Consider the following 25,205-nt stretch of genomic DNA (forward strand, 5'->3'; position numbering starts at 1 on the left):
GAGGTGAACCGGATGAGCATCAAGACTGAGGAAATCAGTTCTCTGATCAAAAAACAACTTGAAGGATATCAAGATGATTTGGCGGCTGAAGAAGTTGGCACTGTAACCTACATTGGTGACGGGATTGCCCGCGCCACTGGGTTGGAAAATGCCATGGCCAACGAATTGCTCCAATTTAGTAATGGCTCATACGGGATGGCGTTAAACCTTGAAACGAATGATGTCGGGATCATTATCTTAGGTGACTTCGATGAGATTCGCGAAGGTGACCAGGTTAAACGAACCGGTCGTATTATGGAAGTTCCTGTTGGGGAAGCCATGATTGGTCGGGTTGTTAACTCCTTGGGTCAGCCAGTTGATGGCTTAGGTACGATTAAGACGGATAAAACCCGCCCAATCGAATTTAAGGCACCGGGGGTTATGCAACGTCAATCCGTGTCAGAACCTTTGCAAACCGGACTAAAAGCGATTGATGCCTTGGTTCCGATCGGCCGTGGTCAGCGTGAGTTGATTATCGGTGATCGGAAGACCGGAAAAACATCAATTGCGATTGATACGATTTTGAATCAAAAAGATCAAAATATGATCTGTGTTTACGTTGCGATTGGGCAAAAGGACAGCACGGTTCGTGCCCAAGTTGAAACGTTGAAGAAATATGGCGCGATGGATTATACCATTGTGCTAACCGCTGGCCCATCCGAACCCGCACCAATGCTATACATTGCGCCTTATGCCGGTGCGGCGATGGGTGAGGAATTCATGTACAATGGCAAACACGTTTTGATCGTGTATGATGACCTAAGCAAGCAGGCAACTTCATATCGTGAGCTGTCCTTGCTGCTTCGTCGTCCGCCTGGTCGTGAAGCCTATCCTGGGGATATTTTCTATACGCACAGTCGTTTACTAGAACGGGCCGCAAAACTAAGCGATAAGCTTGGCGGTGGTTCCATGACGGCTTTGCCTGTGATTGAAACCCAGGCAGGCGATATTTCTGCTTATATTCCGACCAACGTTATTTCAATTACGGATGGTCAGATTTTCCTGCAAAGTGATTTGTTCTATGCGGGCACACGTCCAGCGATTGATGCTGGTGCGTCTGTTTCTCGTGTCGGCGGTGATGCTCAAGTCAAAGCGATGAAGAAGGTTGCTGGGACATTGCGGTTGGATCTGGCATCCTTCCGTGAACTTGAAGCCTTTACGCAGTTTGGCTCTGACTTGGATGCAGCTACACAGGCAAAACTGAATCGTGGCCGTCGAACAGTTGAAGTGTTGAAGCAGCCGGTACACAAGCCATTGCCAGTCGAAAAGCAAGTGTTGATTCTTTATGCCTTGACCCATGGCTTCCTTGATCCAATTCCAATTGAAGATATTGGCCGTTTCCAAGACGAAATGTTTGATTTCTTTGATAGCAATGCAGCTGATCTGCTGAAGCAAATTCGCGATACCGGTAATTTACCGGATACCGATAAGCTTGATGCGCAGATTAAGGCGTTTGCTGGCGGCTTCCAAACAAGCAAACAACTTGCTGCAGCTAAAGGTTAAGGAGGTGCCGCATGGCTGAGTCATTAATGGATATCAAGCGCAAGATCGCTTCGACCAAGAAAACCGGTCAGATCACGCAAGCCATGCAGATGGTTTCCGGCGCCAAATTGAGCCAGATCGAAAAGCGTGCCAAGAAGTATCAAATTTACTCTGACAAAGTGCGCCAGATTGTGACTCATTTAGCTGCGGGTCAACTTCTTGAACTAGCTACTGCTGCGAATGATGACACTGAGACAGATAAGAATCAGGTCATTTCCGTTGCCAGCTTGCTTCAGAAGCGACCTGTCAAAAAGACGGGCTATCTTGTGATCACAAGTGATCGCGGATTAGTCGGCAGTTATAACAGCACGGTATTAAAAGCCATGATGCAGATGATTAAAGATGACCACGAAAGCCCTGACGATTACGTCATGATGGCAATCGGTGGTGTCGGCGCTGACTTTTTTAAAGCCCGCGGTATGAATCTGGCTTATGAATATCGTGGCGTTTCCGATATCCCGACTTTTAATGAGGTACGGGAGATTGTGAAAACTGCTGTGACCATGTATGACAACGGTGTCTTTGACGAGCTATACGTTTGTTATAACCACCATGTCAACACATTAACCTCTGCTTTTCGGGCAGAGAAAATGTTGCCAATCAGTGATTTAGATGTCAGTGAAGTTGAAGATACCAATGTTGAGTATCTTTTCGAACCTGATCTTGATGCCGTCTTAGATGCGGTGTTACCGCAATATGCGGAAAGCTTGATCTTTGGTGCGATCATGGATGCGAAAACAGCGGAGCACGCGGCTTCGACAACTGCTATGCGTAGTGCTACTGATAATGCCAATGATCTGATTTCACATCTGTCGACTCAGTATAACCGAGCACGACAGGCTGCGATTACGACCGAGATTACCGAAATTGTCGGTGGTGCGGCAGCATTGGAATAAATATTGCGTTTGTTGGCGCAGGGGGCTGTTTGTAAGGAGTTTGGTTGTAATGGCTGGAGTCGAGCCATCAAGTCTAGAGACACTTACATTCAGGACTCTAATGTGCCAGCTTATGCCCATAACGCGTTCACTGGCGCAGAAGTCTGCGTGTAAGGACCTTAGCCGCAATGGCCAAGACCGGGCCATCACGTCTAAGGCCACTTACACTCCGACTTCTAAGCGCGCTGGTTCACGCTCACTTTTACAACAGGAGGACGAATATGCCAAATTCAACTGGTAAAATCGCGCAAGTGATCGGTCCTGTTGTCGACGTAGCCTTCCCAATCAATGACAATTTGCCAGAAATTAACAACGCCTTGACGATTACCCGTAAGGACGGCTCTCAGCTTGTGCTGGAAGTTGCGCTGGAACTGGGTGATGGTGTGATGCGGACTATCGCGATGGATTCGACTGATGGTTTGCAACGCGGCATGGCGGTTGAAGATACTGGCGGTCCGATTTCAGTGCCTGTCGGTAAAGACACACTGGGTCGCGTGTTCAATGTATTGGGTGACCCGATCGATGACGGTGAGGCTTTTGGACCTGATCATCGGCGTGACAGCATCCACCGTGATGCACCAAAATTTGAAGATTTGAATACCAGTTCTGAGATTCTGGAAACTGGCATCAAAGTCATCGATTTGCTCGAACCTTACCTGCGAGGCGGGAAGGTTGGACTTTTCGGTGGTGCTGGTGTTGGTAAAACCGTTTTGATTCAGGAACTGATTCATAACATTGCTGAAGAGCATGGCGGCATCTCCGTCTTCACCGGGGTCGGCGAACGGACCCGTGAAGGGAACGACCTTTACTTCGAAATGAAGGAAAGCGGCGTTCTGGAGAATACAGCGATGGTCTTTGGTCAGATGAATGAGCCGCCTGGTGCCCGGATGCGGGTTGCCTTGACTGGACTGACGATTGCGGAGTACTTCCGTGATGTCGAAGGTCAAGACGTCCTGCTGTTCATCGACAACATTTTCCGGTTCACCCAGGCTGGTTCTGAAGTTTCGGCCTTGCTTGGTCGGATTCCTTCAGCTGTTGGTTATCAGCCAACGTTGGCTACTGAAATGGGTCAGTTGCAGGAACGGATTACGTCGACTAAAAAAGGATCGGTTACATCGATTCAGGCGATTTATGTTCCTGCTGATGACTATACCGATCCGGCGCCAGCGACAACATTTGCCCATTTGGATGCCACGACTAACTTGGAGCGGCGTTTGACTGAACAAGGGATTTATCCGGCTGTGGATCCGCTGGAGTCATCTTCAAGTGCTTTGACCCCGGAAATTGTCGGTGAAGAACACTATAAAGTCGCAACAGAAGTCCAACAGGTTCTCCAACGTTACCGTGAGTTACAGGATATTATCTCTATCTTAGGGATGGATGAATTATCAGACGAGGAAAAGGTTATCGTTGCCCGTGCTCGTCGGGTTCAATTCTTCCTGTCACAGAACTTTAACGTTGCGGAACGGTTCACTGGTCAGCCGGGTTCTTATGTACCGGTTGAAGAAACGGTCAAAGGCTTTAAACAAATTCTGGAAGGCAAGTACGATGACTATCCAGAAGATGCATTCCGTTCAGTTGGACGGATTGAAGAAGTCGTTGAAAAGGCTAAAAAGATGGGCTTTGCTCCTGATGATCAGGACACGGATGCTGACGAAAAGCCAGCTGCACAAGCTGCAGCTAACTAAGGAGGCGACGCGTTTTGGCAGAAACGAGCAATGTTCTGCGGGTTAACATCGTGACGCCTGATGGTTTGGTATATGACCATCATGCAAAGATGTTAGTCGTTCATTCGGTCGCCGGTGAATTGGGGATCATGGCGAATCATGAGCCGATTGTCACGCCTCTTGAAATAGGGGAAGTTGACGTTCAGCGGGTTGATTCAAGTGATCATAACGACTCAATTGCGGTGAATGGCGGCTTTATGGAAGTTTCAGATAATGTTGCTTCTATTGTCGCTGATTCAGCCGAGCGTGAACGCGATATTGACCTTAGTCGTGCGCAAGCTGCACGTGACCGGGCCAAGAAGCGGATCGCTCAGGCCAAGGATGAAAATAACCAAGATGATCTACGGCGGGCGCAAGTCGCACTACGACGGGCAATCAACCGGATCAACGTTAAAACCAGTCACTAGTCAGTGATTGGAAGGTGATCAGTCGTTGCGGCGTTAGCTCCACGATAATCACCTTGATACGCCAATGTGGCTGGATTGGCACATTGGCGCAAAAGAAGGTGTCCTATTTTCCAAACTTAACGGAAAAATAGGACGCCTTTTTTGAATGGGTTGTTTTTTTATAGTCCTAATTCCAAGCCCGGTATATACCATGAGGTGCTTCTGGACGCAGAAGTCGGGGTGTGAGGGTCTTGAGCGCAATGGCCAAGCCCGGGGTCGTCACACCTGAGGCCACTTATGCTCTGGTTTATGCCCATAACGCGTTCGCCAGCCCAGAAACCTGCACATAAGGACCTTGGACGCAATGGCCAAGCCCGGGCCATCACGCCCAAGGCCGCTTATGCTCCGGTTTCTAACCGGGCTGGCTCACGCTCACTTTCTATAACGCGCTCCCCGGCGCAGAAGTCTGCGTGTAAGGACCTTAAGCGCAATGGCAAAGCCCGGCCATCACGCTTAAGGCCGCTTACACTCCGACTTCTAAGCGCGCCGGCTCGCGCTCACTTTCTATAACGCGTTCGCTGGCCTAGAAACCTGCACATAAGGACCTTGGGCGCAATGGCCAAGCCGGGCCATCACGCCCAAGGCCGCTTATGCTCCGGTTTCTAACCGGGCTGGCTCACGCTCACTTAGGCTTGCGTGATTGTTGAAAGTGCGGGAAGATGTTCTGTGAGGTGATCGCATGTTTCAGGAAATCGGCCTAAATGCTGCCATAACCCTTGTTTCCCATTTTGTTTTCATCATGTTGGCGTTTCGGGCGTTGAATGCATTACGCTTTGAGCAGTTTATTAAGGCCAATCATGTTCGCGAGGCACAGGTGCTGTTACTTTTTATGGCAGTTGGCTTAGGTTATTTAGTTAGTTCCTTCTTTTTATCACTGGTTCAAGCAGCTTTAAACTTACCTAAACTTTTCCTATAAAAACCTCGTCTTAACTATGTTATAATGCGATAGTTAGTCAATTTACGAGGAGAGATATATACCCATGGCAAAAGATATTGGGATCGACTTAGGGACGGCCAATGTACTAATCAATGTTAAAGGCAAAGGCATCGTCTTGAATGAGCCGTCCGTTGTCGCCATTGATACCCATACCGGCAAAGTGCTGGCAGTTGGGACAGAAGCCTACAAAATGGTTGGGCGCACACCGGGTAACATTCGATCAATTCGCCCATTGAAAGATGGCGTGATCGCTGATTTCGACATTACCGAAGCAATGCTTGAATATTTCATTAACAAATTAAATGTAAAAGGCGTTTTTTCAAAACCAAATATTTTGATTTGTGCCCCTACTAATATTACGGACATTGAACAAAAGGCTATTATCCAGGCCGCGGAAAAGTCTGGTGGCCGCCATGTTTACCTTGAGTTTGAGCCTAAGGTAGCAGCGGTAGGAGCGGGATTGGATATTTTCCAGCCGCAAGGGAACATGGTGATTGATATCGGTGGCGGGACCAGCGATATTGCCGTGCTTTCGCTGGGGGAGATTGTTACCAGTCGTTCACTGCGGTTAGCCGGCGATAAAATGGATGCGTCCATTGCTGCTTACGTCAAGAACAAGCACAAGCTGATTATTGGCGAACACACTGCCGAACAAATCAAGATCAAGATCGGTGCGGTTTATGATGCCGATCCTAAAGAAACGATTGAAGTCCGGGGTCGCGATATCGCAACCGGACTGCCACGCGAGGTTTCGGTGACCTCAGCTGAAGTGTCAGATGCGTTACATGAGACCATGATGGCGATTATTGATGGTGCCAAAGGGGTTTTGGAGAAGACCCCGCCGGAACTTTCGGCTGATATTATTGATCGCGGTATCATGCTGACAGGCGGTGGTGCCTTATTGAAAGGCATTTCACAGCTATTTGCCGACGAATTGAAAGTACCGGTTCTGCTGGCTGACGATCCTTTAGATGCGGTGGCACTGGGAACAGGCGTGTTATTAGACAATATTGAACATCATCGCCAATACTAGGAGTTGTCACTTATGGACTCGCAATATCCTAAACGCGTTTTTCATCACGTCAAGATTTGGCTGATTGTTGCCTTGATTGCCTTGATTTTGGGCTTGTTAATCGGCTTTGGTATGGGTGGCGATAATCCATTTAAGGTATTTTTGCCTTCAACCTGGATCCATTTCTTTAACTTCTTGCGTTAGGAGTGGACATGAAACAAATCCTGACTTGGCTGGTGCGGGGCTACCAGCGATTTATTTCCCCGTTATTTCCGCCGAGTTGTCGGTATTATCCGACTTGTTCGACGTATATGATTCAGGCGTTGCAACGACATGGGGCGGTAAAAGGGCTTTTAATGGGGATTGCTCGGATTTTACGATGCAACCCCTTTGTTAAAGGTGGGCTAGATCCGGTGCCAGCTTATTTTACGTTGCGGCGTAATCCGCATCCCGAAAATGATTTGGATCTTAGTGACATTCAAAATCTTAATCGCAAGCTAGGAGGCCATCATGGCTAAAGAAAAAAATATTAAAGTCGCACAGATGGATGAAACCCGCAATGGCCACACGGTTTCCGTCTTAAGAATCGGCGATCAGGAGATTGGTTTTATCGAACCGGATGGCACGCGGTTTGCCGCTTATGTTGCCGGTTCTAACAAGCCCAATCGCTTTAAAAATATTGATGATGCAGTGAATGCTTTAATTGCGGAATATCATTTGCATCAAGGCTGAGCAATTTTCTTTTGTTAAAATAACGGTAACAATAACCTAGCGAAACACTGTAGGTGAATGACTAACCTAGCTTTTAACGGTGTGGCAATGGGTTCATGAATGTGGTGTAAGGAGGCTGGCCGTGGAATCGCATGAAATCAAATCCAATTCTGAAGGCGATCGCATCGACTACGGTATTATTCTGTCGGTCATGCTGCTGGCTTTGATTGGACTAGTCTCGATTTATTTGGCGACCGCTCATGATACGACAACGCTTCAAAATCCGGTTCGCGCAACCATCATGCAGGCTGCTTGGTACGTGATTGGCGGCATCGGAATTTTCTTTGTGATGCGTTTTGACGCTGAGCAACTTTGGCGGATTGCGCCTTATCTTTACGGGATTGGCATTTTCTTGATGATTGCCGTTTTGATTTTTTATGATAAAACGACGGCTATTAATACAGGGGCTAAAAGCTGGTTTGCTTTGGGACCGGTTAGTTTTCAGCCTTCAGAGATTATGAAACCTGCGTATATTTTGATGCTGAGTCGGGTCGTGACCCAGCACAATGCCGCTTTTTCGCACACGATTCAGCATGATTGGCAGCTGATCGGACGCATGGTTTTATGGACCTTGCCGATTGCGGTATTGATGAAATTGCAAAACGACTTTGGGACAACGCTGGTATTTTTGGCGATTTTTGCCGGGGTTACTTTAGTTGCCGGCATTAACTGGCGCATTTTATTGCCCATCGCTTTAATTGGGGCAGCCATTGGAACACTGGCAATCTTGCTGGTAACCCAATCGTGGGGGCGGTCTTTCCTTGGATCCATTGGCTTTAAGACGTATCAGTTTGCACGGATTGACTCATGGTTGAACCCTTCCGGCAGCACAAGTGGCGACAGTTATCAATTGTGGCAATCGATGAAAGCGATCGGATCCGGACAATTAACCGGGAAAGGCGCGTTTCATATCGCCGTTGCGGTTCCGGTTCGGGAATCGGATATGATTTTCTCGGTCATCGGTGAGGCGTTCGGATTTATCGGCGCGGCTGTGTTGATTCTGTTATACTTTATGTTGATCTATCAGATGATTCGGGTGACATTTGACACCAAGAATGAGTTCTATGCTTATATCTCGACAGGAGTCATCATGATGATCTTATTCCATGTGTTTGAAAATATCGGTATGAATATTGGCTTGTTGCCGCTGACAGGGATTCCGTTACCGTTCATTTCGCAAGGGGGATCATTCTTATTGGCGAATATGTTATCGGTTGGGATGGTACTATCCATGCGTTATCATCACACGAGCTATATGTTCAGCCGGGACACAGAAGATTTTGAATAGGGGAGATTATAATGGCGACAACGTATTTTTGGCAAGATGAATTGGCTGCAGGACAAGTTCGCTTGGGCTTGACGCAAGAAGCTCAGGAAGCGTTGGGTAAGATCAAGTTTGTGGACCTGCCTGAAATTGGTACCAGCTTAACCGTGGGCAAACCCTTCTTGAGTGTGGAAGCTGAAAAGGCCGTGCTAGATCTTGAGGCACCGCTGGCTGGTACGGTTGTTGATGTTCATCGTGAGCTCAGCGACAAACCTGCTTTGTTAGACGAAACCGATCATAACGATAATTGGGTTGTCACGGTTTCAACCAAATAAGCGTCAGCAATCAATCGTGTTGTGACTTCTCACAGCGTAAAAAAAGCAGTCGGGTCAACGATAATGACTCGGCTGCTTTTGACTTTTGGAAAAGGTTATTAACACTGCCATAAGTGGCGGACGTGAGCTTCAGGCAAAAAAGCGTTTGGCAATTTCTTCGTAAGTTTTAATCGCTGTCGTGTAGCTATCTAAATCAACATGTTCGTCAATCTGATGACTGAAATGATTATCGCCGGGACCATAGACAATCACGTCAAACTGGTTATCGGAACGGATGAATTCTGACGCGTCGGTTCCGCCAAAAGCCACCGCTAACTCGGCTGGTTTACCAGTCACGGCGGCAATGGCTTCGTTAGCGGTTGTCACGAGATGCCCGTTTTTGTCAGAGTGTACCGGCAAAAAACGATGTAAAACGTTCAACGTCAAGTTAGCGGCGGTGGCTTTATTTGCCTGATCGACTAATTTTTCCAATAACCCGACGACTAATTCGATATTTGCTGCAGGAGTCGGGCGCAAGTTGCCGCGTAAGTATGCATGGGCCGGAATGGTGTTGACTTGATCGCCGCCTTTGATCACGGTAATGGAGTGGCGGAATGGACCGAGGTCAGGATCATCAGGGGCCTGATCAAAGGCGTGCGGTTCGCGAGTAGCAAATGCCACCAACCCTTCAATTGCGTTAACGCCTTTTTCCGGCCGGGAGCTGTGGACGGAAACGCCTTCGCTGTCAATTTCGTAGTTAACCGTTCCGCCGTGTGCGTATTTTAGCAATTTGTTCGTTGGTTCGCCTACCACGAGTCCGGCTAAGTCATCGGCATAACCTTGTTCGGTGAGTTGGCGCGCTCCCATTGCACCAAACTCTTCACCGACCGTGGCCATGAAACGCAGCGGATGGGCAAAGCCGCTTTGCTTAAGGTGGATCAGTGCCAAGGTCATGGCTGCTAGACCACTTTTCATATCATCGGTGCCGCGACCGTACATGGTGTTGTTCACGATCTTTCCGGAAAAAGGCGGATAGGTCCAGGCGTTCTCATCGCCGGGACTCACCACGTCTTCATGGCCGGTGAAGCCTAATACGCGGTCACCGTGATTGAGCTGGGCAACTAAATTGACCCGATCATCTTTGTATGGGATCAATTTGGTCGGAATATCGGCCGCTTCGAGTTCAGCTTGCAAAACGCGGGCTACTGCAAGTTCGTTTCCATTTGCAGAGTCAATTTGGATTAGTTTTTGCAAAAACGCAATGGGATCTGTCATGTTTGATCATCCTTTCCGTATGCCGGCTGTGTGATTGGCGATTTGAAAATGTCATGTCGGTGTTGAAGACAGCTTACACTCTTTTTGAATTAAAATTCAATGATTGACTACCAAGAAATTTGTGCTAAACTCATGAATACAAACTTGAAATTGATGATAAACGGACTGAGTGAGTAGTGATCGCAAGACAGTACAGAAAACCTGTAGTGATGAGAGCAGGGTTGTGAGTGATCATGAACATGGCTTAGTGCACACGGCACACCGAGCATTTTTGCAAGGCTGTGATGGTTGGCGCCCATTATCGTGCTCCCGGATGAATACGTCCGGTGAGTGGGTCGCGTTTTTCGTGGCCAATTAGAATGGTACCGTGGGCCAAAGCTCACTTCTAACAGCAACTGTTAGGGGTGGGCTTTTTTTATTGGGTTCATTGATTGGCGATTTCAGGTAAATGCGGCAAGTTAATAAATCGTACTTGGTGCAAACAAACGAGGAGGATGCAGGATGAAGCGTATCTGGAAAATTTTTGCAACGGTGGTTCTTTTAGGATTGATTTTGGTAGGCTGCGGAAAAAGTGGCAGTCAAGCTAGCAGTCAGAAGCAGACAACGGTCAAGATTGGGGTTGTCGGTGCTGATAATCGCGTTTTAAAGGCAGTCGCCAAGAAAGTTAAGAAGCAAGGAATCAATATTAAGATTGTTCAGTTTTCAGATTACAACCAGCCCAACACCGCTTTGAAAGATCATGATATTGACTTGAACTTATTCCAGCATCAATATTTCTTGAATAACTGGAATAAAACCCATAACGCTGATTTGGTTAGCATTGGGCAGACCATTATTGCACCGCTAGCCATTTATTCCAAAAAGATCACGAAAATCAGCCAAATTAAGCAAGGCGACACAATTGCCTTACCAAATGATCCGACAAATGAAGGTCGTGCGCTGCAATTGCTGCAAACAGCTGGGTTGATCAAGCTTAACAAGAAAGTGGCTTTGCCGACAACGCGCGATGTGACCACCAATAAATTGAATCTGAAACTTAAAGCCGTTGATGCTGCTCAAACTGCCAGCTCTTTGCCAGATGTGGCAGCGTCCGTTGTTAATTCCGGCGTTGCTCAGGATGCTAAGTTAAATCCGAAAAAGGCAGTCTTCACGGAGAAAGTGAACAAGCAAAGCCAACCGTGGATTAACGTCTTTGTGGCTAATAAGAAAGATAAGAATAACGCCACTTACAAGAAGATTGTGAAGGCTTTTCGGACTAAGGATATCGCTGATTTGATCGAGAAGTTGTATCACGGAAGCGAAGTACCGGCTTGGACGCAGAAGTTTTAGTTAGATGTTTGTTTTGGGGGATGTGAGCGGGGTTGGATTATGCTTCGCTATGGCACGCTTCTGGATGCGGAGGTCTGTGTGTAAGGAGTTTGCTTGGAATGGCCAAAGCGCGGCCGTTAGTTTGGGGGCGCTGACATTCTAGCTTACGCCCATAACGCGCTCCCCGGCGCAGGGACCTGCATGTAAGGACCTTGGTCGCAATGGCCAGACCCGGGCCATCACGCCCAAGGCCACAAGTCCGCCTTTACGCCCATAACGCGTTCACCGGCGCAGGAATCTGCGTGTAAGGACCTGAGTCGCAATGGCCAAGAGCGGGCCATCACGTCTCAGGCCGCTGACATTCTAGCTTACGCCCATAACGCGCTCCCCGGCGCAGGGACCTGCATGTAAGGACCTTGGTCGCAATGGCCAAAGCCCGGCCATCACGACCAAGGCCACCTTACACTCCGGTCCCTAACCGCGCCGGCTCGCGCTTACTTTACTTTTTACTTGACAATGACTACTTTTATCGTCTAGAATCGATTTAATTCATTTAGGGAAACGAATGATATGAGTGAGTAGATTTGATGAGACTGTACAGAAAACCTGGTTGGCTGAGAGCAGGGTAGTTGATTGAATTGAAGATGGCTCATTGATCGGCATCGCTGAGCATTGGTTAAGCGATGATGGCTGGCGGTCATTATTCCGCACACAGGTTATTGCCTGTTACTGAGGGCGCTTTGGCGTCGAATTAGAATGGTACCGCGAGTTAACTCGCTTCTAAAACATTGTTTTGGAAGCGGGTTTTTTTAATTTTCGGCAAATTGCTGACACATATTGTTTGTGACCCGAACGAGGAGGAAAAAGTTTATGAAGTTTTGGAAAAGAGCCATTATAACCCTTGCATTGGTTTTACCTGTCTTCGTCTTGGCGGCGTGCGGTAAGTCGTCATCGAGTTCCAGTAAGAATGAGACGGTTAAAGTCGGTATTATGAGTACTGACAAAGAAATCTGGACCGATATTCAGTCCCGCTTGAAGAAGCAAGGCGTCACCATCAAGTTGGTGCAGTTTACTGATTATAACCAGCCGAACCAAGCACTTGAAGATGGCGATATTCAACTGAACGCTTTTCAGCATCATAATTTCCTGAATAACTGGAATAAGAAGCACAATACCAAGATTGCCGATATTGGCGATACTTATATCGGCCCAATGCGTGCGTATTCCAATAAGATCAAGTCACTTAAAGAGGTTAAGCAAGGCGATCAGATTTCCTTGCCAAACGATCCATCCAACGAAGGCCGCGCATTACAACTTTTGGCACAAAATAAGTTAATCACTTTGAAGAAAGGCGTTGCTTCACCAACGATCCGCGATATTACTTCAAACAAGCTTAACTTGAAATTCACGGAACTGGATGCCGCCCAAACAGCACGCTCATTGAACGATGTGGCCGTTGCGGTTGTCAACAATGATATTGCCGCAGCAGCTAATCTGAAACCGGCCAACGCGATTGCGGTTGAAAAGATTACGAGCCAATCCAAGCCGTGGGTGAACTTTATCGCTGCTAAGTCTTCTAAGGATAAGAACAATGCAACCTATAAGAAGATCGTTAAGGCCTATCAGACGAAGCGGACAGCTGAATTGTTGAAGAAAGTTTATAAAGGTTCTACATTACCGGCTTGGAACTATAAGTTTTAATTAGAAACGGGGACAATTATGTCAGATCAAGCAGTTGTGACTTTAAAAGATGTGGACGTCGAATTCCACGGTAAAAACCGTTCAGTCCATGCCGTTGACCATGTAAGCTTAACCGTCAACCGCGGCGACATTTATGGCATTGTCGGCTATTCAGGCGCCGGTAAGTCCACACTTGTTCGGACAATCAATTTACTGCAACGGCCAACTGGCGGCAGCATTCATGTATTAGGACAGGATATGCTTGCTTTAGCACCGGCAGAATTACGTAAGGAACGTAAACGGATTGGGATGATTTTCCAGCATTTTAATTTGATGAATAGCCGCACCATTGCCGATAATGTTGCGTTTCCGCTAAAAGGTATCAAGTCCAAGCAGGAGATTCAAAAGAAGGTTGCTGAGCTGTTAGACCTCGTTGGGTTGACAGATCGCGCCAATGCTTATCCGGCCCAATTATCCGGTGGTCAAAAGCAGCGCGTCGGTATTGCGCGGGCGCTTGCCTCTGATCCTGAGATTTTGATTTCAGATGAAGCGACGAGTGCGTTGGATCCTAAAACGACCAGTTCGATTCTGGAATTACTGCAGTCGCTGAACAAACGGCTGGGACTGACCATTGTTCTCATTACCCACCAGATGGAAGCGGTGAAGCAGATTTGTAATCGGGTCGCCGTGATGGATGCCGGCGCGATCATTGAGCGTGGTGACTTATTGCAAGTCTTTTCTGATCCTAAGCAACAGTTGACTAAAGATTTCATTGATACAACTTTGCAACTGGATCAGGCAATTGAGGCCGTTATGCAGCAGCCGGCAGTCAAGAATCTGGGTGCTAACGACCGGCTATTGCGCTTAACGTACGTAGGAGATTCTGCAGATAAGCCGCTGGTTGCCAAGTTGTTTGAAAGCTATCATGTGACCGCCAATATTTTGTTTGGTGATATTCAAATCCTGCAGGACACGCCTTTTGGTAATCTGATTGTGGTGTTATCAGGTGCTCAGACGGATGTTGACGCCGGGATTCATTATCTGGAACAACAGGATGTCAAGATTGAAGACATTCTTAAGAAGGAGGCCTAAGTAGATGGCACAATTTTTTACAAAATATTTTCCTAACGTTGTTCCCATCTGGTCCGGTGATGGCGGCGTAACTCAAGCCATTAACGAAACGCTGTATATGACTGCTTTAACCGCAATCGTGGCTGGTATCTTGGGAATTATCATCGGCATCTTGCTAGTTTTGACTGATGAAGGTGGGTTGCTTGCCAATCATCCGTTTTACTTTATTTTGGATAAATTGGTTAATATTTTCCGAGCGGTCCCTTTCATCATTTTGCTGGCGATTATGACGCCCGTGACCCGAGCAATTGTTGGTACGGGGATTGGGCCGACTGCGGCATTGGTACCTTTAATCGCCGGCACGACCCCGTTTTACGCGCGGCAGGTACAAAACGCGTTGTTAACGGTTGATCCAGGTGTGATTGAAGCGGCAGAGGCGATGGGTGTCTCGCCATTAGGAATTGTCTGGCGGGTTTATCTGCGTGAAGGACTTTCCGAATTGATTCGGGTTTCGGTCTTGACCATTATTTCCGTGATCGGCTTAACTGCAATGGCAGGCGCGGTCGGTGGCGGCGGCCTCGGGAACCTTGCTATCGCCGTGGGTTACCAACGTTATCAATATGATGTGATCATTGTATCTTTGATCTTCATCTTGGCATTGGTCTTCCTGGTTCAATTCATCGGCGACTTCTTTGCCCGCAAGAGTCATCATTAGAATTTAAGCTGATTTGGCAGCACTCTCGTTTGAGTGCTGCCTTTTCCTTTACACGCGTCCAAACAACCATGAACGATTAACTTTATAGAAAGCAAAAAAAGTTGCCGTGTTTGCCGGTATACTGTTTCTGACGTAAAATGACCCTATAACTAAAAGTCAAATCCATTCGGGGGTAACGTTGTGCATACACTTGAGATTAAAGATTTACATGTCAAAATTAAAGCTGAACCAGAGCATCCGGAGATTCTGACCGGCGTTAACTTAAAATTAGCAACCGGCGAGATTCATGCGATCATGGGGCCTAATGGTACGGGCAAGTCAACGCTAGCCGAAACGATTATGGGCAATCCTGCTTATGAGGTAACGCAAGGCGACATTTTGATTGACGGCCAATCGATTCTCGATCTTGCCGTGGATGAGCGTGCGCGAGCCGGATTGTTTCTTGGCATGCAGTATCCCCAAGAAATAGCGGGCGTTACAAATGCTGAATTCATTCGGGCGGCAATCAATGCGCGGCGCCCAGAAGATGACCAGATTCGCATTACTGACTTTTTGAACCAGTTGGATAAAACCATGGCAACGCTGGAAATGCCGGAGTCAATGGCGGATCGGTACCTGAATCAAGGCTTTTCCGGCGGTGAGAAGAAGCGTAACGAAATTCTGCAGCTGATGATGATTCACCCGCATTTTGGCCTGCTGGACGAGATCGATTCCGGGTTAGATATTGATGCGCTGCGGATTGTCGCAAAAGGCGTCAACTTGATGCGTGGTCCTGAGTTTGGCAGCATGATCATTACCCACTATCAACGCTTGCTCGATTATATTATTCCGGATGTGGTGCACGTGATGAAAGGTGGCCGGATCATCGAAAGCGGCGGCCCGGAGCTCGCTAAAGAACTGGAAAAGACCGGGTATGAACATCTTAAAGTAGGTGATCAGAATGGTTGAGACCACCACCTTACCAGCACCTAATCTGCCGAAATTCCCACTAGCACGTTATTTAAAAAATCAACCTGATGCCGTTGAGGATCGTGTGATTTTACATGCACCTCAAGACATTGCCTATGCTGCCGGCTCCAGTGAAGCGCAGCGATTTAATCCCAAAACGAGCCTTGATGCTTGGCTGTTGCAATCACCTCAAGGCGCAACGACTATCGATATTCCTGCCCATTTTGTTAGTGGGGACGATCCGATTGTCTTGACTGGTCCCAAGAACGCTGGTGGCTTGTTGTATGTTCATGTTGGCAAAGGGGCTAACGTCACCGTCCAGGAAAAGTGGGCTAGTGGCGGTCATGTGCTGGGTATTTGGTTAATGCTAGTGATTGAAGCTGATGCCCAGGTCAATTGGTTAAGCTATGATAGTTTCTCTGCGGATACCGTTTTGGTTAATCGCACCGCCACTTTGGCTGACAATGCTAAACTTAACTGGACATTAGCCGGTTTTTCGCATAACTCCGGCCTGAATCGGGTTGACGTCCGCTTATTAGGTCAAAATGCTGAAGCAACGGTTAATGTCGGTGTCTTGGCTTCAGGGAGTCAGCATGTCAGCTACACAACTTCTGTGACCAACGAAGGGCAGCACACAGTTGGCCATATTAACCAGCGCGGTGTCATTACCGGGAGTGCCCATTTGTTATTCAATGGGATTGGCCATATTGTCAAAGGTGCCCGGGGAAGCGATGCCCAGCAGGAAAATCGGGTACTGATGCTGTCGCCGCGTGCGGAAGGTGATGCCAATCCGATTTTGCTCATTGATGAAAATGACGTCACCGCGGGGCATGCTGCTTCGGTGACGCGCGTCAATGCTGATCAACTCTACTATTTAATGAGTCGCGGTCTTTCAGCAACGTTAGCCAAACGTCTCGTGATTCGCGGCTTTTTGGAAGGCGGTTTGGCTGAGATTGATGATCAGCGGCTGAAGAAAGAACTGTTTGCAACGATTGATCGAACGTTGGTGGCTGAAGATGCGTGAACAATTTCCTTTTTTTAAGGCTCATCCAGAATTGGTTTATTTAGATACTGCGGCGACCTCACAAAAACCGCAAGCCTTGTTGGATAGCCTGCAAAACTACTATATTAATGAAAATGCCAATGTACATCGCGGCCTTTATAAACTGGCTTATGATACGACCGAGGCCTATGAAGGAGTGCGGCAGGAAGTTGCGGATTTTCTGGGAGCTCAAAGTGCCGATGAAATCATCTTTACGCGTGGCACGACTGATAGCCTGAATCTGGTAGCGAGTGCATTCGGACCACATGCAGTTCCTGAAGGCGGACGGATTGTGGTTAGCGGTGCAGAACATCACAGTAACTTTATTCCGTGGCAGCAATTAGCCAAGCGTCAACATGCCAAGTTTGAAGTGACCCCCGTGTATCCTGATGGGGTGGTCGATGTGCCTGCCTTGCTTGCAGCGATTACGCCTGAGACCAATTTGGTTGCCATCGCCCAAGTGACAAATGTTGCCGGTGATACGCTACCGGTTGCGGCCATTGCCAAAAAGGCGCATGCAGTTGGTGCGGTGGTGGTGGTTGACGGTGCGCAGGCCGTGGCACATTTGCCCGTTGACGTGCAGACGTTAGGCGCGGATTTTTACGCTTTTTCCGGGCATAAAATTTATGGGCCGACCGGTATCGGGGTTCTTTATGGTCGCGCTGATCTTCTAGCCAAAATGCCGCCGATTCAGTTTGGCGGCGAAATGATTTCAGAAGTTCGCGATGATGTCAGCACTTGGGCAGAGGGGCCGATTAAATATGAGGCCGGAACCCCCAATATTGCCGGTGTGATCGGATTAGGAACAGCGCTGCACTGGTTTAAGCAAAATGTTGATGCGGCAGTATTAAAAACCGAACACGACCTGTCTGATCAGCTGCGTTCTGAGTTGGCAGCGATACCGGATGTCACGGTTTATGGCAATCAAGCGAGTCTGGCAACGGTGTCATTTAACTTGGCGGGCATTCATCCCCATGATCTGGCCACCTTTTTAGATGAGCAGCAGATTGCCGTTCGTGCCGGTCATCATTGCGCTCAACCGTTGATGGCACGATTAGGGGTTCCGGCAACCGTTCGCGCAAGCTTTGGCGTTTACAACAATGCTGATGATGTTGCTAAGTTAGTCGAAGCGGTTCGGGCGGCAAGGAGGTATTTCCATGGCGTTGACTAAACTGGATCAAATGTATCGTGCGGTCATTCTTGATGAGGCCCAACACCCGCGGCATCATGGTACGTTAACCGATTTCGATCATGAAATAACGGTCCGTAACCCTAGCTGTGGCGATGTTTTGCATTTGCAGATTCGCGAACAGGCCGGTCGGGTGGATGATGTTGCTTTTTCCGGTAGCGGCTGTACGATCTCGCAAGCAAGTGCCAGTTTGATGACGGAGCAGATTTTAGGGAAAACGCCTGCAGAAATTGAGCAGATGGTCGAGACTTTTTCTGACTTGATTATCAATGGTTCGGTGCCTGATGCGGAGATTCTGGGGGATGCTGCTGTTTTAAAGGGTGTCCATCAGTTTCCGGCGCGCATCAAATGTGCCACTTTAGCTTGGAAAGCAGCCGCGCAAGTTTTGACGCAGAGAGGTGAAACCGATGACTGAAACCAAAAACACTAAAAATAATGAAGTCGTTGCCGCGGATATCGACTTTTTACCGGATGAGAATCCAGCTGATTTCAAAGATGATATCAAGCCGGTTTACTCGACCGGGCGCGGTTTGACCGAAGACACGGTTCGGGCTATTTCCGCTGAAAAGCATGAGCCTGATTGGATGTTGGCATATCGGTTAAAGGCTTATGCCACTTACCGCAAACTGGCCATGCCTAACTTTGGACCGGATTTATCCGACTTGGATTTAGACAATATGCTGTATTTCCAAAAGGCTACTGATCGCACCTATCGTGACTGGGAAGACGTTCCTGATACCATCAAGAAAACTTTCGACCGTCTCGGGGTGCCACAAGCCGAGCGAAAATATCTAGCTGGGGCGAGTGCGCAATATGAATCCGAAGTGGTTTACCATAATATGCGGGATGAATTTGAAAAGCTTGGCATTATTTTCATGGATATGGATTCAGCCTTGAAGGAATATCCGGAATTGGTTCACGAATACTTCGGAAAATTGGTTAAACCTAGCGACAACAAGTTTGCGGCGCTCAACGGGGCAGTGTGGTCCGGCGGTAGTTTTATCTATGTGCCTAAGGGCGTGCAAACCGATGTTCCGATTCAAAGCTATTTTCGGATTAATGCCGAGAACACCGGCCAATTTGAACGCACGTTGATCATTGTTGAACCCGGCGCACATGTGAACTATGTCGAAGGCTGCACGGCGCCGAACTATTCAAGCGACAGTCTCCATGCCGCGGTGGTTGAAGTCTTTGTTAAAAACGATGCTTACTGTCGCTATACCACGATTCAAAACTGGAGCAAGAATGTTTTCTCGCTTGAAACGAAGCGGGCGCAAGCATTGGATAATGCCACGATGGAATGGGTTGATGGTAATCTCGGCAGTAAGACAACCATGAAGTATCCCAGCGTTTACTTGGATGGTAAAGGCGCGCACGGCACCATGTTGAGCATTGCGGTCGCCGGTGAAGGAGTCGATCAGGATAATGGCGCGCGCATGATTCACAATGCCCCTAATACCAGTAGTTCGATTGTGTCCAAGTCGATTGCCAAAGATGGCGGCGCGGTGGATTATCGCGGCACCGTGCGTTTCACCAAGAAAGCCGACAACGCCTTTTGCCACGTTGAATGCGACACCATTTTAATGGACGAAAAGAGCTCCAGCGATACGATCCCATACAATGAGATTCACAATTCAACCGTTTCAATGGAACATGAAGCTAAGGTTTCAAAGGTTTCCGAAGAACAGCTGTATTATTTAATGAGCCGCGGCATTTCTGAAGCCAAAGCAACCGAAATGATTATTATGGGCTTTGTTGAACCTTTTACCAAAGAATTGCCAATGGAATACGCGGTTGAACTTAATCGCTTGATCGGCATGGAGATGGATGGGTCTGTCGGGTGATGCTTTGGTGGCGCGGTTTCTCAGACTTTCAGGTCACCTTCCAGGTCTTTCAGGTATCTGGCAAAAACAGCTAAGTGCAAGTTTTTAAGATGTATTTATCAGTCAAATATCAATGTAGCCTCATTTGCGGATGGAGCTACAGTGATGTTTGGCTTTTTTTTGCATAAAATATTAGGCAAGCCTAATTTTTTGGGCTATGATAGATGCGGCACCAAAAATGATTCTATTGAGGGGGCTGCAGATGGATAACTACGACAAGGCAAGAAAGGTCTTGCAATCAATGGCGTTGTCCAAAATTGCGCAGGAAACAGGCATCAGTATCGGTCAGATCTGGCATTACCGGGATCGCTATGAGGGCATTCAAAAGGCGCCACCGGCATATGTTGAGCGAATCGCAAGCTTGTATCGAAAAAAACGGGTCTAGTTGGGGCATACGCTGGTCCGGATACGAAAGGGGAGACTTTCGTAAGATCGGTTGGACTGATTGAAAAGTCCGGCACTTTGAGTGTGGTGACTGATCAGTCTTGATAGGTTGACAACGTCGATAAGGCTCAATGACTCAGCAAAGTGGGTCATTGAGCCTTGTCGACGTTTTTGCAGGTTTAATGATGACCATGGTTGGATACTGATGCGATTTAGCAGGCTGGCTCACGTTATGTGGGGGTGCTACAATGAATGAATGTATGAATACTCACCTTAAGCTAAAGAATGCGGCTGGGGTCGGGTAGCAATGTAGCTGGATTAATAGGAGGCGGATGATGGCTGAGGACTTGGAGCATTTCATCAAGGCGATGGCGCTGGGGATTCCAACCATTAAACCGGATGAGAAGCGAGCATTTTTGGGGAATTTTCGCGAACGGGTGGCGATGGCAGTGACGATTCGACAACTGCGCGATGCCCAGATCACCGCAATGCTTGATTCAGTCTTGAAGCGTTACCCCGGTTACCGAATATTTTTAAACGGTCGGATGGGTGAGAGTTTGGTGAATCAGTATATGATGCAGGCGCTGGCACATCAGTATCCGTTTACGATCATGAATCAGCCCGGTATGCGCGTGACCAAACGGGTATTGCCGACAGACTTTGGATGGGTATTGGCGCATCCGACCCAGAAAATAAGTCGGCCGATTTTGTTATAAGTAACATCCTAATCATGATTACTGCTTAAACAGCTAAGGATTTTTTAGAGGAGGATCATTTTGACGCAACTTGATACCATTCAAACCACCGTGCAACAGTTGCGGATTTCGTTGAATCAAGGCAAGATCTTCGCGACTTTACCGGACATGCTGGGCAAAGTCATCACTAGCATCGCGACTGAGCCAAAAACGAGTCTGAAAATTCCCTGGGATGATAAAACGGCTGTCGCCAGAATTCGGGCCATTCAAAAGCGGGTTAAACAAACCAGCGATCCAAGTGTGACCGATGATGAAATTGCTTTTTTGGTCGCACACTTAGCCAGTACCAATCCGGCTGTTCGCGATAAAGGCGTGTTTTTCCTGTTTAACGATTTGTTTCAGGCTGAGGCGTTCACGAATGAACAAGTTAAGGCACTTTTTAAGCGCTTGCAGGCACCCGATATTTTGTTCAGCCACATCTTTGAACCGGAAAATGACGCGATTTTTCTGCGGAGTTTTGCCGTTATGATTCTCAGTGGGATGATCTACGCGGATCAGAATCGTTACCATATTCTTAGCAAAAATGATTATTTGAGCACCGTGCAAAATATCGGTACTTATATTTTGCTGGAGAAAGATGGTCGCGGTTATGTTCCGAATAAAGGCTGGGCGCATGCTTTTACCCATATCGGGAATATGCTTGAGGAATTGAGCCAAGTGCCGGTTCTTCCGCGTTCAGAAAAGGTCTTTTTGATGGCTGCCGTTGTTGAGGCGTGGCGACGGGTCGAAACCCCGTTGATTTTTGGGGAAGATCATCGGCTGGCGCTTTATTTCAGTAGCTTAACCAACGTCAATCAGTTTTATAGTGAGACCTTTTTGATGTGTCTGAAAAATTGGCAACACACGCTGGTCAATGTGCGGCCACAGGAATCATACCGTTTTTGGGTACAATGGTATAATCGCAATCGCTTGTTGCAGGCATTAACGTTGCGCGCTGATTTACCACAGCCGATTGCGGATTATATTCAACAGATTGTTGATCTTTTTTGAGCGTTCGAAGCGCCAGATCATTAAGATATTTATTTTTGATATTAATCGGCGTTGCAGCTGACGTTCGCTGATATAAGCTGGTTCCGAATGATTAAAACTGTGATAACGCGGTTTTGAATCGGTTTTTTATTAGAATGGCGTGTGTTGCAACGGCATAATTAGGTTGACGTGATACTTGACGAAGCACAGGTGAACCATCCTGCACTAAATGCAGATCAGAAAATTATTTACCACGTTAAAAAAGGCAGATCAAGGTATACGTAGTCGTTGCCCAGGTGAAGATGCTTTCGAAAGGCAAATGGTTAAAAGCATGCGATCATTCAACTGATACTTGAGTACTATGGGTTAAGGCCTAAATGAGATTAAAACCGAGCTGATGAACGTATTAGCTAACTTTTAACAATTTAAAGATGGCTGACCAATAAAAATAGTTATAAATGATTATAAGTGAGTAGATATTATAGTATATTAGTTTTAACGTTGTGAGCCTTTTCATTATCAAAGCTCAAAATTTAAAAAATTTTTTTACAAAAATAGAATAAATATCGGTTGTTATTATTAGCTTTTAAAACCAGTTATCCGTATAATTGACACTAGGTTAAGGGGGAGATCCCGCCGATTTCTATGTTGATATGTAAGAAGGAACACTGGGGAGTGATAAGTGTGCGAAAGGAGCAGCAAACGCTACGGATTTTGGGGGATAAAGTCCGCTACTATCGTAAGTTGAAAGGCCTATCTCAGGCGGAACTGGCAGCAAATATCTGTACGCAAGCTACCATTAGCCTCATTGAGAAGCGGAACAAAGTACCAAGCATGAATATTCTGATGCGGCTTATTAGTCGACTGGGTATTCAACTCGATGATATTGTCGTTGAGCATCATGATCGGGCTCAACAAATGCTTAATGCGATTGATTATCAGATTCACCATCACCAATATGCAATCGCTGCAGACAATCTGAGCAAAATTCGGTTCGAAAAGATTAAGAATGAAGACGATCAGAAACGGTATTACTACTACCAAGGTATTGTTGAGTTATTCAAGAACAATGCCCCTGATGAATCCATCTACTTTTTTGGTCGGGTCTTAAGCCCGCTTGTTAATTCGGAACGGGATTTATACGGTATTCTAGCCACGCTTGGCTTAGGCTTAGCATATGCGGACAAGCATACCTTTGATCGTTCGCGGGTCTATATTGATCAAGCGCTACGAATGTTGAAGCATGTACCATTGTCCGACAGCAAATATCTCGATATTGAGTTGACGATTTATTGGCATATTGCCCGCGTTTACTATGAGTTAAGTGACTTCAAGGCCGTTTTGAAGTATGCCGATCATGGGATTCGCGAAGCAGTTAAGCACGATAAACTGTTTTTGCTTGACGAACTGTTTACCCTAAAAGCTCGTGCCATGAAACTACTGGGCGATCCACAGGCAGATAAGATTTACCAAATCGCGATTGCCTTTGCTGAAGTCAGCGGTTCAACAACATTAGCTGCTGGGTTAAGTGCAGAGATGGCAGCGCAGAAGCCCAATATTGAAACTGCATAATCCGGTTATGCGGTGATGTTTAAAAATACCTGAGATAGTCGTCTTGCAGCATCGTTGCTGCAGCTGACGACATTCTCAGGTATTTTTTGGTGCGGTCCGGCATCTTTGCCGAGGCGCAAGATGACATGATTAACTTACAAAAGTAGTTCGTTCTTGATTAAAACATTTATATGATGAAGTCGTTGATTTAACTAATCATTTGGTTCGTGTGGGGTAGGCTTTTTTGTACTTGCTAGAGCCGGCTTGTTTGATAAATCGGTCCGAACCACCAGGACGTCGCATAAGGCGTTTCGGGTGACATATTCGGTTACCGAACCAATAAGCAGACGTTCAACGGCATTTAACCCTGTAGCCCCAATCATAATGAGATCAATATTCTTAGCTTTGGGGATGTCGCGGGCGATGATTGTTTTTGGCGCGCCGTACTCAATACTGAAACTGACCTTTTCTAGTCCCGCTTTTTTGGCCTGATCGACGTAACCTTCCATGGTGGTCTTGGCATTTTCCGTAACTTGTTCAACCATTGCGGAATCAAAACTCGAAACATTTTGAAACGCTCGGGTATCAACAATATGAATGAGAATTAGTTCTGCTTGATTTCGTTTTGCAACGGCAACTGCTTTTTTGAACGCTAGCTCGGCTTCATATGAGCCATCGATCGCAACCAAAATATGTTGATATTGTTGTAACATTCCTCATCACCTCTACCTTCATTGTACTTGATTCCATCATGAAATTAAATGAAAAGCGTTTCACAACTTGATCTGGGTAAGACTGATAAAAATGAAAATGGTGGCCAGAAAAGCCCCACTGACCAGAATCACCAGATTTGCCCAAGTTGGGAAGGCTAATCCTCCAATAATGGCAAAGACACCGACCACCGTAAAAAGAACCGTAAAGATCTTCAAAAAACGGGTAAGGGCTGGGGCTGGTTTTTTGATCATTAAAAAGTTTTGGTTGCGGTGACGCCATGTATAGGCGGCTAAGGCAAATACGAAAAGCGCATAGATGCTCATTAAAATGAGTGTCACGGGTAAAATCCCTCCTAGCTGTTTGGTTCTATTATGCCACAGTGAGTGGGAGTGCTGGTGGAGATTTTTGTGGTGAAGTGTTTGGGTGTGGGTGGTTAAGTTTTGATACATGAGCACCTGTTTACGCCCATAACGCGTTCGCCGGCGCAGGAGTCTGCGTGTAAGGACCTGAGGCGCAATGGTCAAAGTGCGGTCATCACGTCTGAGGCCACTTGAGCTCTGGTTTACGCCCATAACGCGTTCGCCAGCCCAGAAACCTGCACATAAGGACCTTGGACGCAATGACCAAAACCCGGTCATTACGTCTGAAGCCGCTTGAGCTCTGGTTTACGCCCATAACGCGCTCCCCGGCGCAGAAACCTGCGTGTAAGGACCTCAGACGCAATGGCCAAAGCC

The 25,205-nt window shown here is 47.2% G+C and carries 27 protein-coding genes; 24 read left to right on the forward strand and 3 right to left on the reverse strand.

What is annotated here, in order from left to right; translation table 11 throughout:
* Positions 1 to 12: 12 nt before the first annotated feature.
* The 11 genes from atpA to EL173_RS06240 all read left to right on the forward strand — a co-directional run bounded on the left by atpA (position 13) and on the right by EL173_RS06240 (position 9,008).
* Positions 13 to 1,542 (forward strand): F0F1 ATP synthase subunit alpha, encoded by a 1,530-nt coding sequence (gene atpA, locus EL173_RS06185; RefSeq protein WP_005689004.1) that lies wholly within the window; start codon positions 13 to 15, stop codon positions 1,540 to 1,542.
* 11 nt (positions 1,543 to 1,553) lie between these two features.
* The gene (locus tag EL173_RS06190) at positions 1,554 to 2,477 is read left to right on the forward strand and encodes a F0F1 ATP synthase subunit gamma (protein WP_064522023.1); all 924 of its coding nucleotides are present in this window, start codon (positions 1,554 to 1,556) and stop codon (positions 2,475 to 2,477) included.
* 260 nt (positions 2,478 to 2,737) lie between these two features.
* Entirely contained in the window at positions 2,738 to 4,204 is a 1,467-nt protein-coding gene (atpD, locus tag EL173_RS06195; protein ID WP_005689007.1) for a F0F1 ATP synthase subunit beta, read from the forward strand.
* Positions 4,205 to 4,218: 14 nt separating this feature from the next.
* A complete protein-coding gene (locus EL173_RS06200; RefSeq protein ID WP_005684903.1) occupies positions 4,219 to 4,650 on the forward strand; it encodes a F0F1 ATP synthase subunit epsilon in 432 nt (143 codons plus the stop codon).
* A 718-nt stretch (positions 4,651 to 5,368) separates the two neighbouring features.
* Complete coding sequence (locus EL173_RS06210; protein WP_005689008.1) at positions 5,369 to 5,605, forward strand: DUF1146 family protein; 237 nt, start codon at positions 5,369 to 5,371, stop codon at positions 5,603 to 5,605.
* 64 nt (positions 5,606 to 5,669) lie between these two features.
* The gene (mreB, locus tag EL173_RS06215) at positions 5,670 to 6,659 is read left to right on the forward strand and encodes a rod shape-determining protein (RefSeq protein ID WP_005684901.1); all 990 of its coding nucleotides are present in this window, start codon (positions 5,670 to 5,672) and stop codon (positions 6,657 to 6,659) included.
* A gap of 12 nt (positions 6,660 to 6,671) precedes the next feature.
* Complete coding sequence (locus EL173_RS06220) at positions 6,672 to 6,842, forward strand: DNA-directed RNA polymerase subunit beta (RefSeq protein ID WP_005689010.1); 171 nt, start codon at positions 6,672 to 6,674, stop codon at positions 6,840 to 6,842.
* An 8-nt stretch (positions 6,843 to 6,850) separates the two neighbouring features.
* The gene (gene yidD / locus EL173_RS06225) at positions 6,851 to 7,156 is read left to right on the forward strand and encodes a membrane protein insertion efficiency factor YidD (RefSeq protein WP_005707670.1); all 306 of its coding nucleotides are present in this window, start codon (positions 6,851 to 6,853) and stop codon (positions 7,154 to 7,156) included.
* Positions 7,149 to 7,370: a DUF2969 domain-containing protein gene (locus tag EL173_RS06230; protein ID WP_005684898.1), complete on the forward strand. Its 222-nt coding sequence runs from the start codon at positions 7,149 to 7,151 to the stop codon at positions 7,368 to 7,370. Before yidD ends, EL173_RS06230 begins: the two co-directional genes overlap by 8 nt.
* 121 nt (positions 7,371 to 7,491) lie before the next feature.
* Complete coding sequence (locus EL173_RS06235; RefSeq protein ID WP_005713773.1) at positions 7,492 to 8,697, forward strand: FtsW/RodA/SpoVE family cell cycle protein; 1,206 nt, start codon at positions 7,492 to 7,494, stop codon at positions 8,695 to 8,697.
* Positions 8,698 to 8,708: 11 nt separating this feature from the next.
* Entirely contained in the window at positions 8,709 to 9,008 is a 300-nt protein-coding gene (locus tag EL173_RS06240; RefSeq protein WP_005689017.1) for a glycine cleavage system H family protein, read from the forward strand.
* A gap of 129 nt (positions 9,009 to 9,137) precedes the next feature.
* On the opposite strand, the gene EL173_RS06245 is transcribed toward EL173_RS06240, so the two are convergent.
* On the reverse strand, positions 9,138 to 10,262 hold the full coding sequence (locus EL173_RS06245) for an ArgE/DapE family deacylase (protein WP_005689019.1): 1,125 nt from the start codon (positions 10,260 to 10,262) through the stop codon (positions 9,138 to 9,140).
* A gap of 501 nt (positions 10,263 to 10,763) precedes the next feature.
* On the opposite strand from EL173_RS06245, the gene EL173_RS06250 reads away from it, so the two are divergent.
* The 13 genes from EL173_RS06250 (at position 10,764) to EL173_RS06320 (ending at position 23,778) form a co-directional block, all read left to right on the forward strand.
* Complete coding sequence (locus tag EL173_RS06250; protein ID WP_005713311.1) at positions 10,764 to 11,591, forward strand: MetQ/NlpA family ABC transporter substrate-binding protein; 828 nt, start codon at positions 10,764 to 10,766, stop codon at positions 11,589 to 11,591.
* 849 nt (positions 11,592 to 12,440) lie between these two features.
* Positions 12,441 to 13,271, forward strand: coding sequence for a MetQ/NlpA family ABC transporter substrate-binding protein (locus tag EL173_RS06265; protein ID WP_005689024.1), 831 nt, complete (start codon positions 12,441 to 12,443; stop codon positions 13,269 to 13,271).
* Between the two features lie 18 nt (positions 13,272 to 13,289).
* Complete coding sequence (locus EL173_RS06270; RefSeq protein WP_005689026.1) at positions 13,290 to 14,342, forward strand: methionine ABC transporter ATP-binding protein; 1,053 nt, start codon at positions 13,290 to 13,292, stop codon at positions 14,340 to 14,342.
* 4 nt (positions 14,343 to 14,346) lie between these two features.
* Complete coding sequence (locus tag EL173_RS06275; RefSeq protein WP_005684887.1) at positions 14,347 to 15,036, forward strand: methionine ABC transporter permease; 690 nt, start codon at positions 14,347 to 14,349, stop codon at positions 15,034 to 15,036.
* A gap of 180 nt (positions 15,037 to 15,216) precedes the next feature.
* Positions 15,217 to 15,984: a Fe-S cluster assembly ATPase SufC gene (gene sufC, locus EL173_RS06280; RefSeq protein WP_005684886.1), complete on the forward strand. Its 768-nt coding sequence runs from the start codon at positions 15,217 to 15,219 to the stop codon at positions 15,982 to 15,984.
* Positions 15,977 to 17,008, forward strand: coding sequence for a SufD family Fe-S cluster assembly protein (locus tag EL173_RS06285; protein ID WP_005689028.1), 1,032 nt, complete (start codon positions 15,977 to 15,979; stop codon positions 17,006 to 17,008). Before sufC ends, EL173_RS06285 begins: the two co-directional genes overlap by 8 nt.
* Positions 17,001 to 18,197 carry an aminotransferase class V-fold PLP-dependent enzyme gene (locus EL173_RS06290; protein WP_005689030.1) on the forward strand — a complete coding sequence of 399 codons (1,197 nt, stop codon included), beginning with the start codon at positions 17,001 to 17,003 and terminating at the stop codon, positions 18,195 to 18,197. The genes EL173_RS06285 and EL173_RS06290 overlap by 8 nt, the downstream gene beginning before the upstream one ends.
* The gene (gene sufU, locus EL173_RS06295) at positions 18,184 to 18,630 is read left to right on the forward strand and encodes a Fe-S cluster assembly sulfur transfer protein SufU (RefSeq protein WP_005684883.1); all 447 of its coding nucleotides are present in this window, start codon (positions 18,184 to 18,186) and stop codon (positions 18,628 to 18,630) included. Before EL173_RS06290 ends, sufU begins: the two co-directional genes overlap by 14 nt.
* A complete protein-coding gene (gene sufB / locus EL173_RS06300) occupies positions 18,623 to 20,059 on the forward strand; it encodes a Fe-S cluster assembly protein SufB (protein WP_005689032.1) in 1,437 nt (478 codons plus the stop codon). Before sufU ends, sufB begins: the two co-directional genes overlap by 8 nt.
* A gap of 241 nt (positions 20,060 to 20,300) precedes the next feature.
* Positions 20,301 to 20,483, forward strand: coding sequence for a hypothetical protein (locus EL173_RS06305; protein WP_005684879.1), 183 nt, complete (start codon positions 20,301 to 20,303; stop codon positions 20,481 to 20,483).
* 334 nt (positions 20,484 to 20,817) lie between these two features.
* On the forward strand, positions 20,818 to 21,198 hold the full coding sequence (locus EL173_RS06310; RefSeq protein WP_014571283.1) for a DUF1694 domain-containing protein: 381 nt from the start codon (positions 20,818 to 20,820) through the stop codon (positions 21,196 to 21,198).
* A gap of 60 nt (positions 21,199 to 21,258) precedes the next feature.
* Positions 21,259 to 22,227 carry a DUF2785 domain-containing protein gene (locus EL173_RS06315; RefSeq protein WP_005689038.1) on the forward strand — a complete coding sequence of 323 codons (969 nt, stop codon included), beginning with the start codon at positions 21,259 to 21,261 and terminating at the stop codon, positions 22,225 to 22,227.
* 663 nt (positions 22,228 to 22,890) lie between these two features.
* Positions 22,891 to 23,778, forward strand: coding sequence for a helix-turn-helix domain-containing protein (locus tag EL173_RS06320; RefSeq protein WP_005716240.1), 888 nt, complete (start codon positions 22,891 to 22,893; stop codon positions 23,776 to 23,778).
* A gap of 191 nt (positions 23,779 to 23,969) precedes the next feature.
* Here the strand turns inward: EL173_RS06320 and EL173_RS06325 are convergent, their stop codons facing one another.
* Entirely contained in the window at positions 23,970 to 24,470 is a 501-nt protein-coding gene (locus tag EL173_RS06325; RefSeq protein ID WP_005684874.1) for a universal stress protein, read from the reverse strand.
* A 60-nt stretch (positions 24,471 to 24,530) separates the two neighbouring features.
* Positions 24,531 to 24,809 carry a hypothetical protein gene (locus EL173_RS06330; RefSeq protein WP_005684873.1) on the reverse strand — a complete coding sequence of 93 codons (279 nt, stop codon included), beginning with the start codon at positions 24,807 to 24,809 and terminating at the stop codon, positions 24,531 to 24,533.
* Positions 24,810 to 25,205 lie beyond the last annotated feature (396 nt).

This window comes from Lacticaseibacillus rhamnosus (assembly GCF_900636965.1).
GTDB lineage: Bacteria > Bacillota > Bacilli > Lactobacillales > Lactobacillaceae > Lacticaseibacillus > Lacticaseibacillus rhamnosus.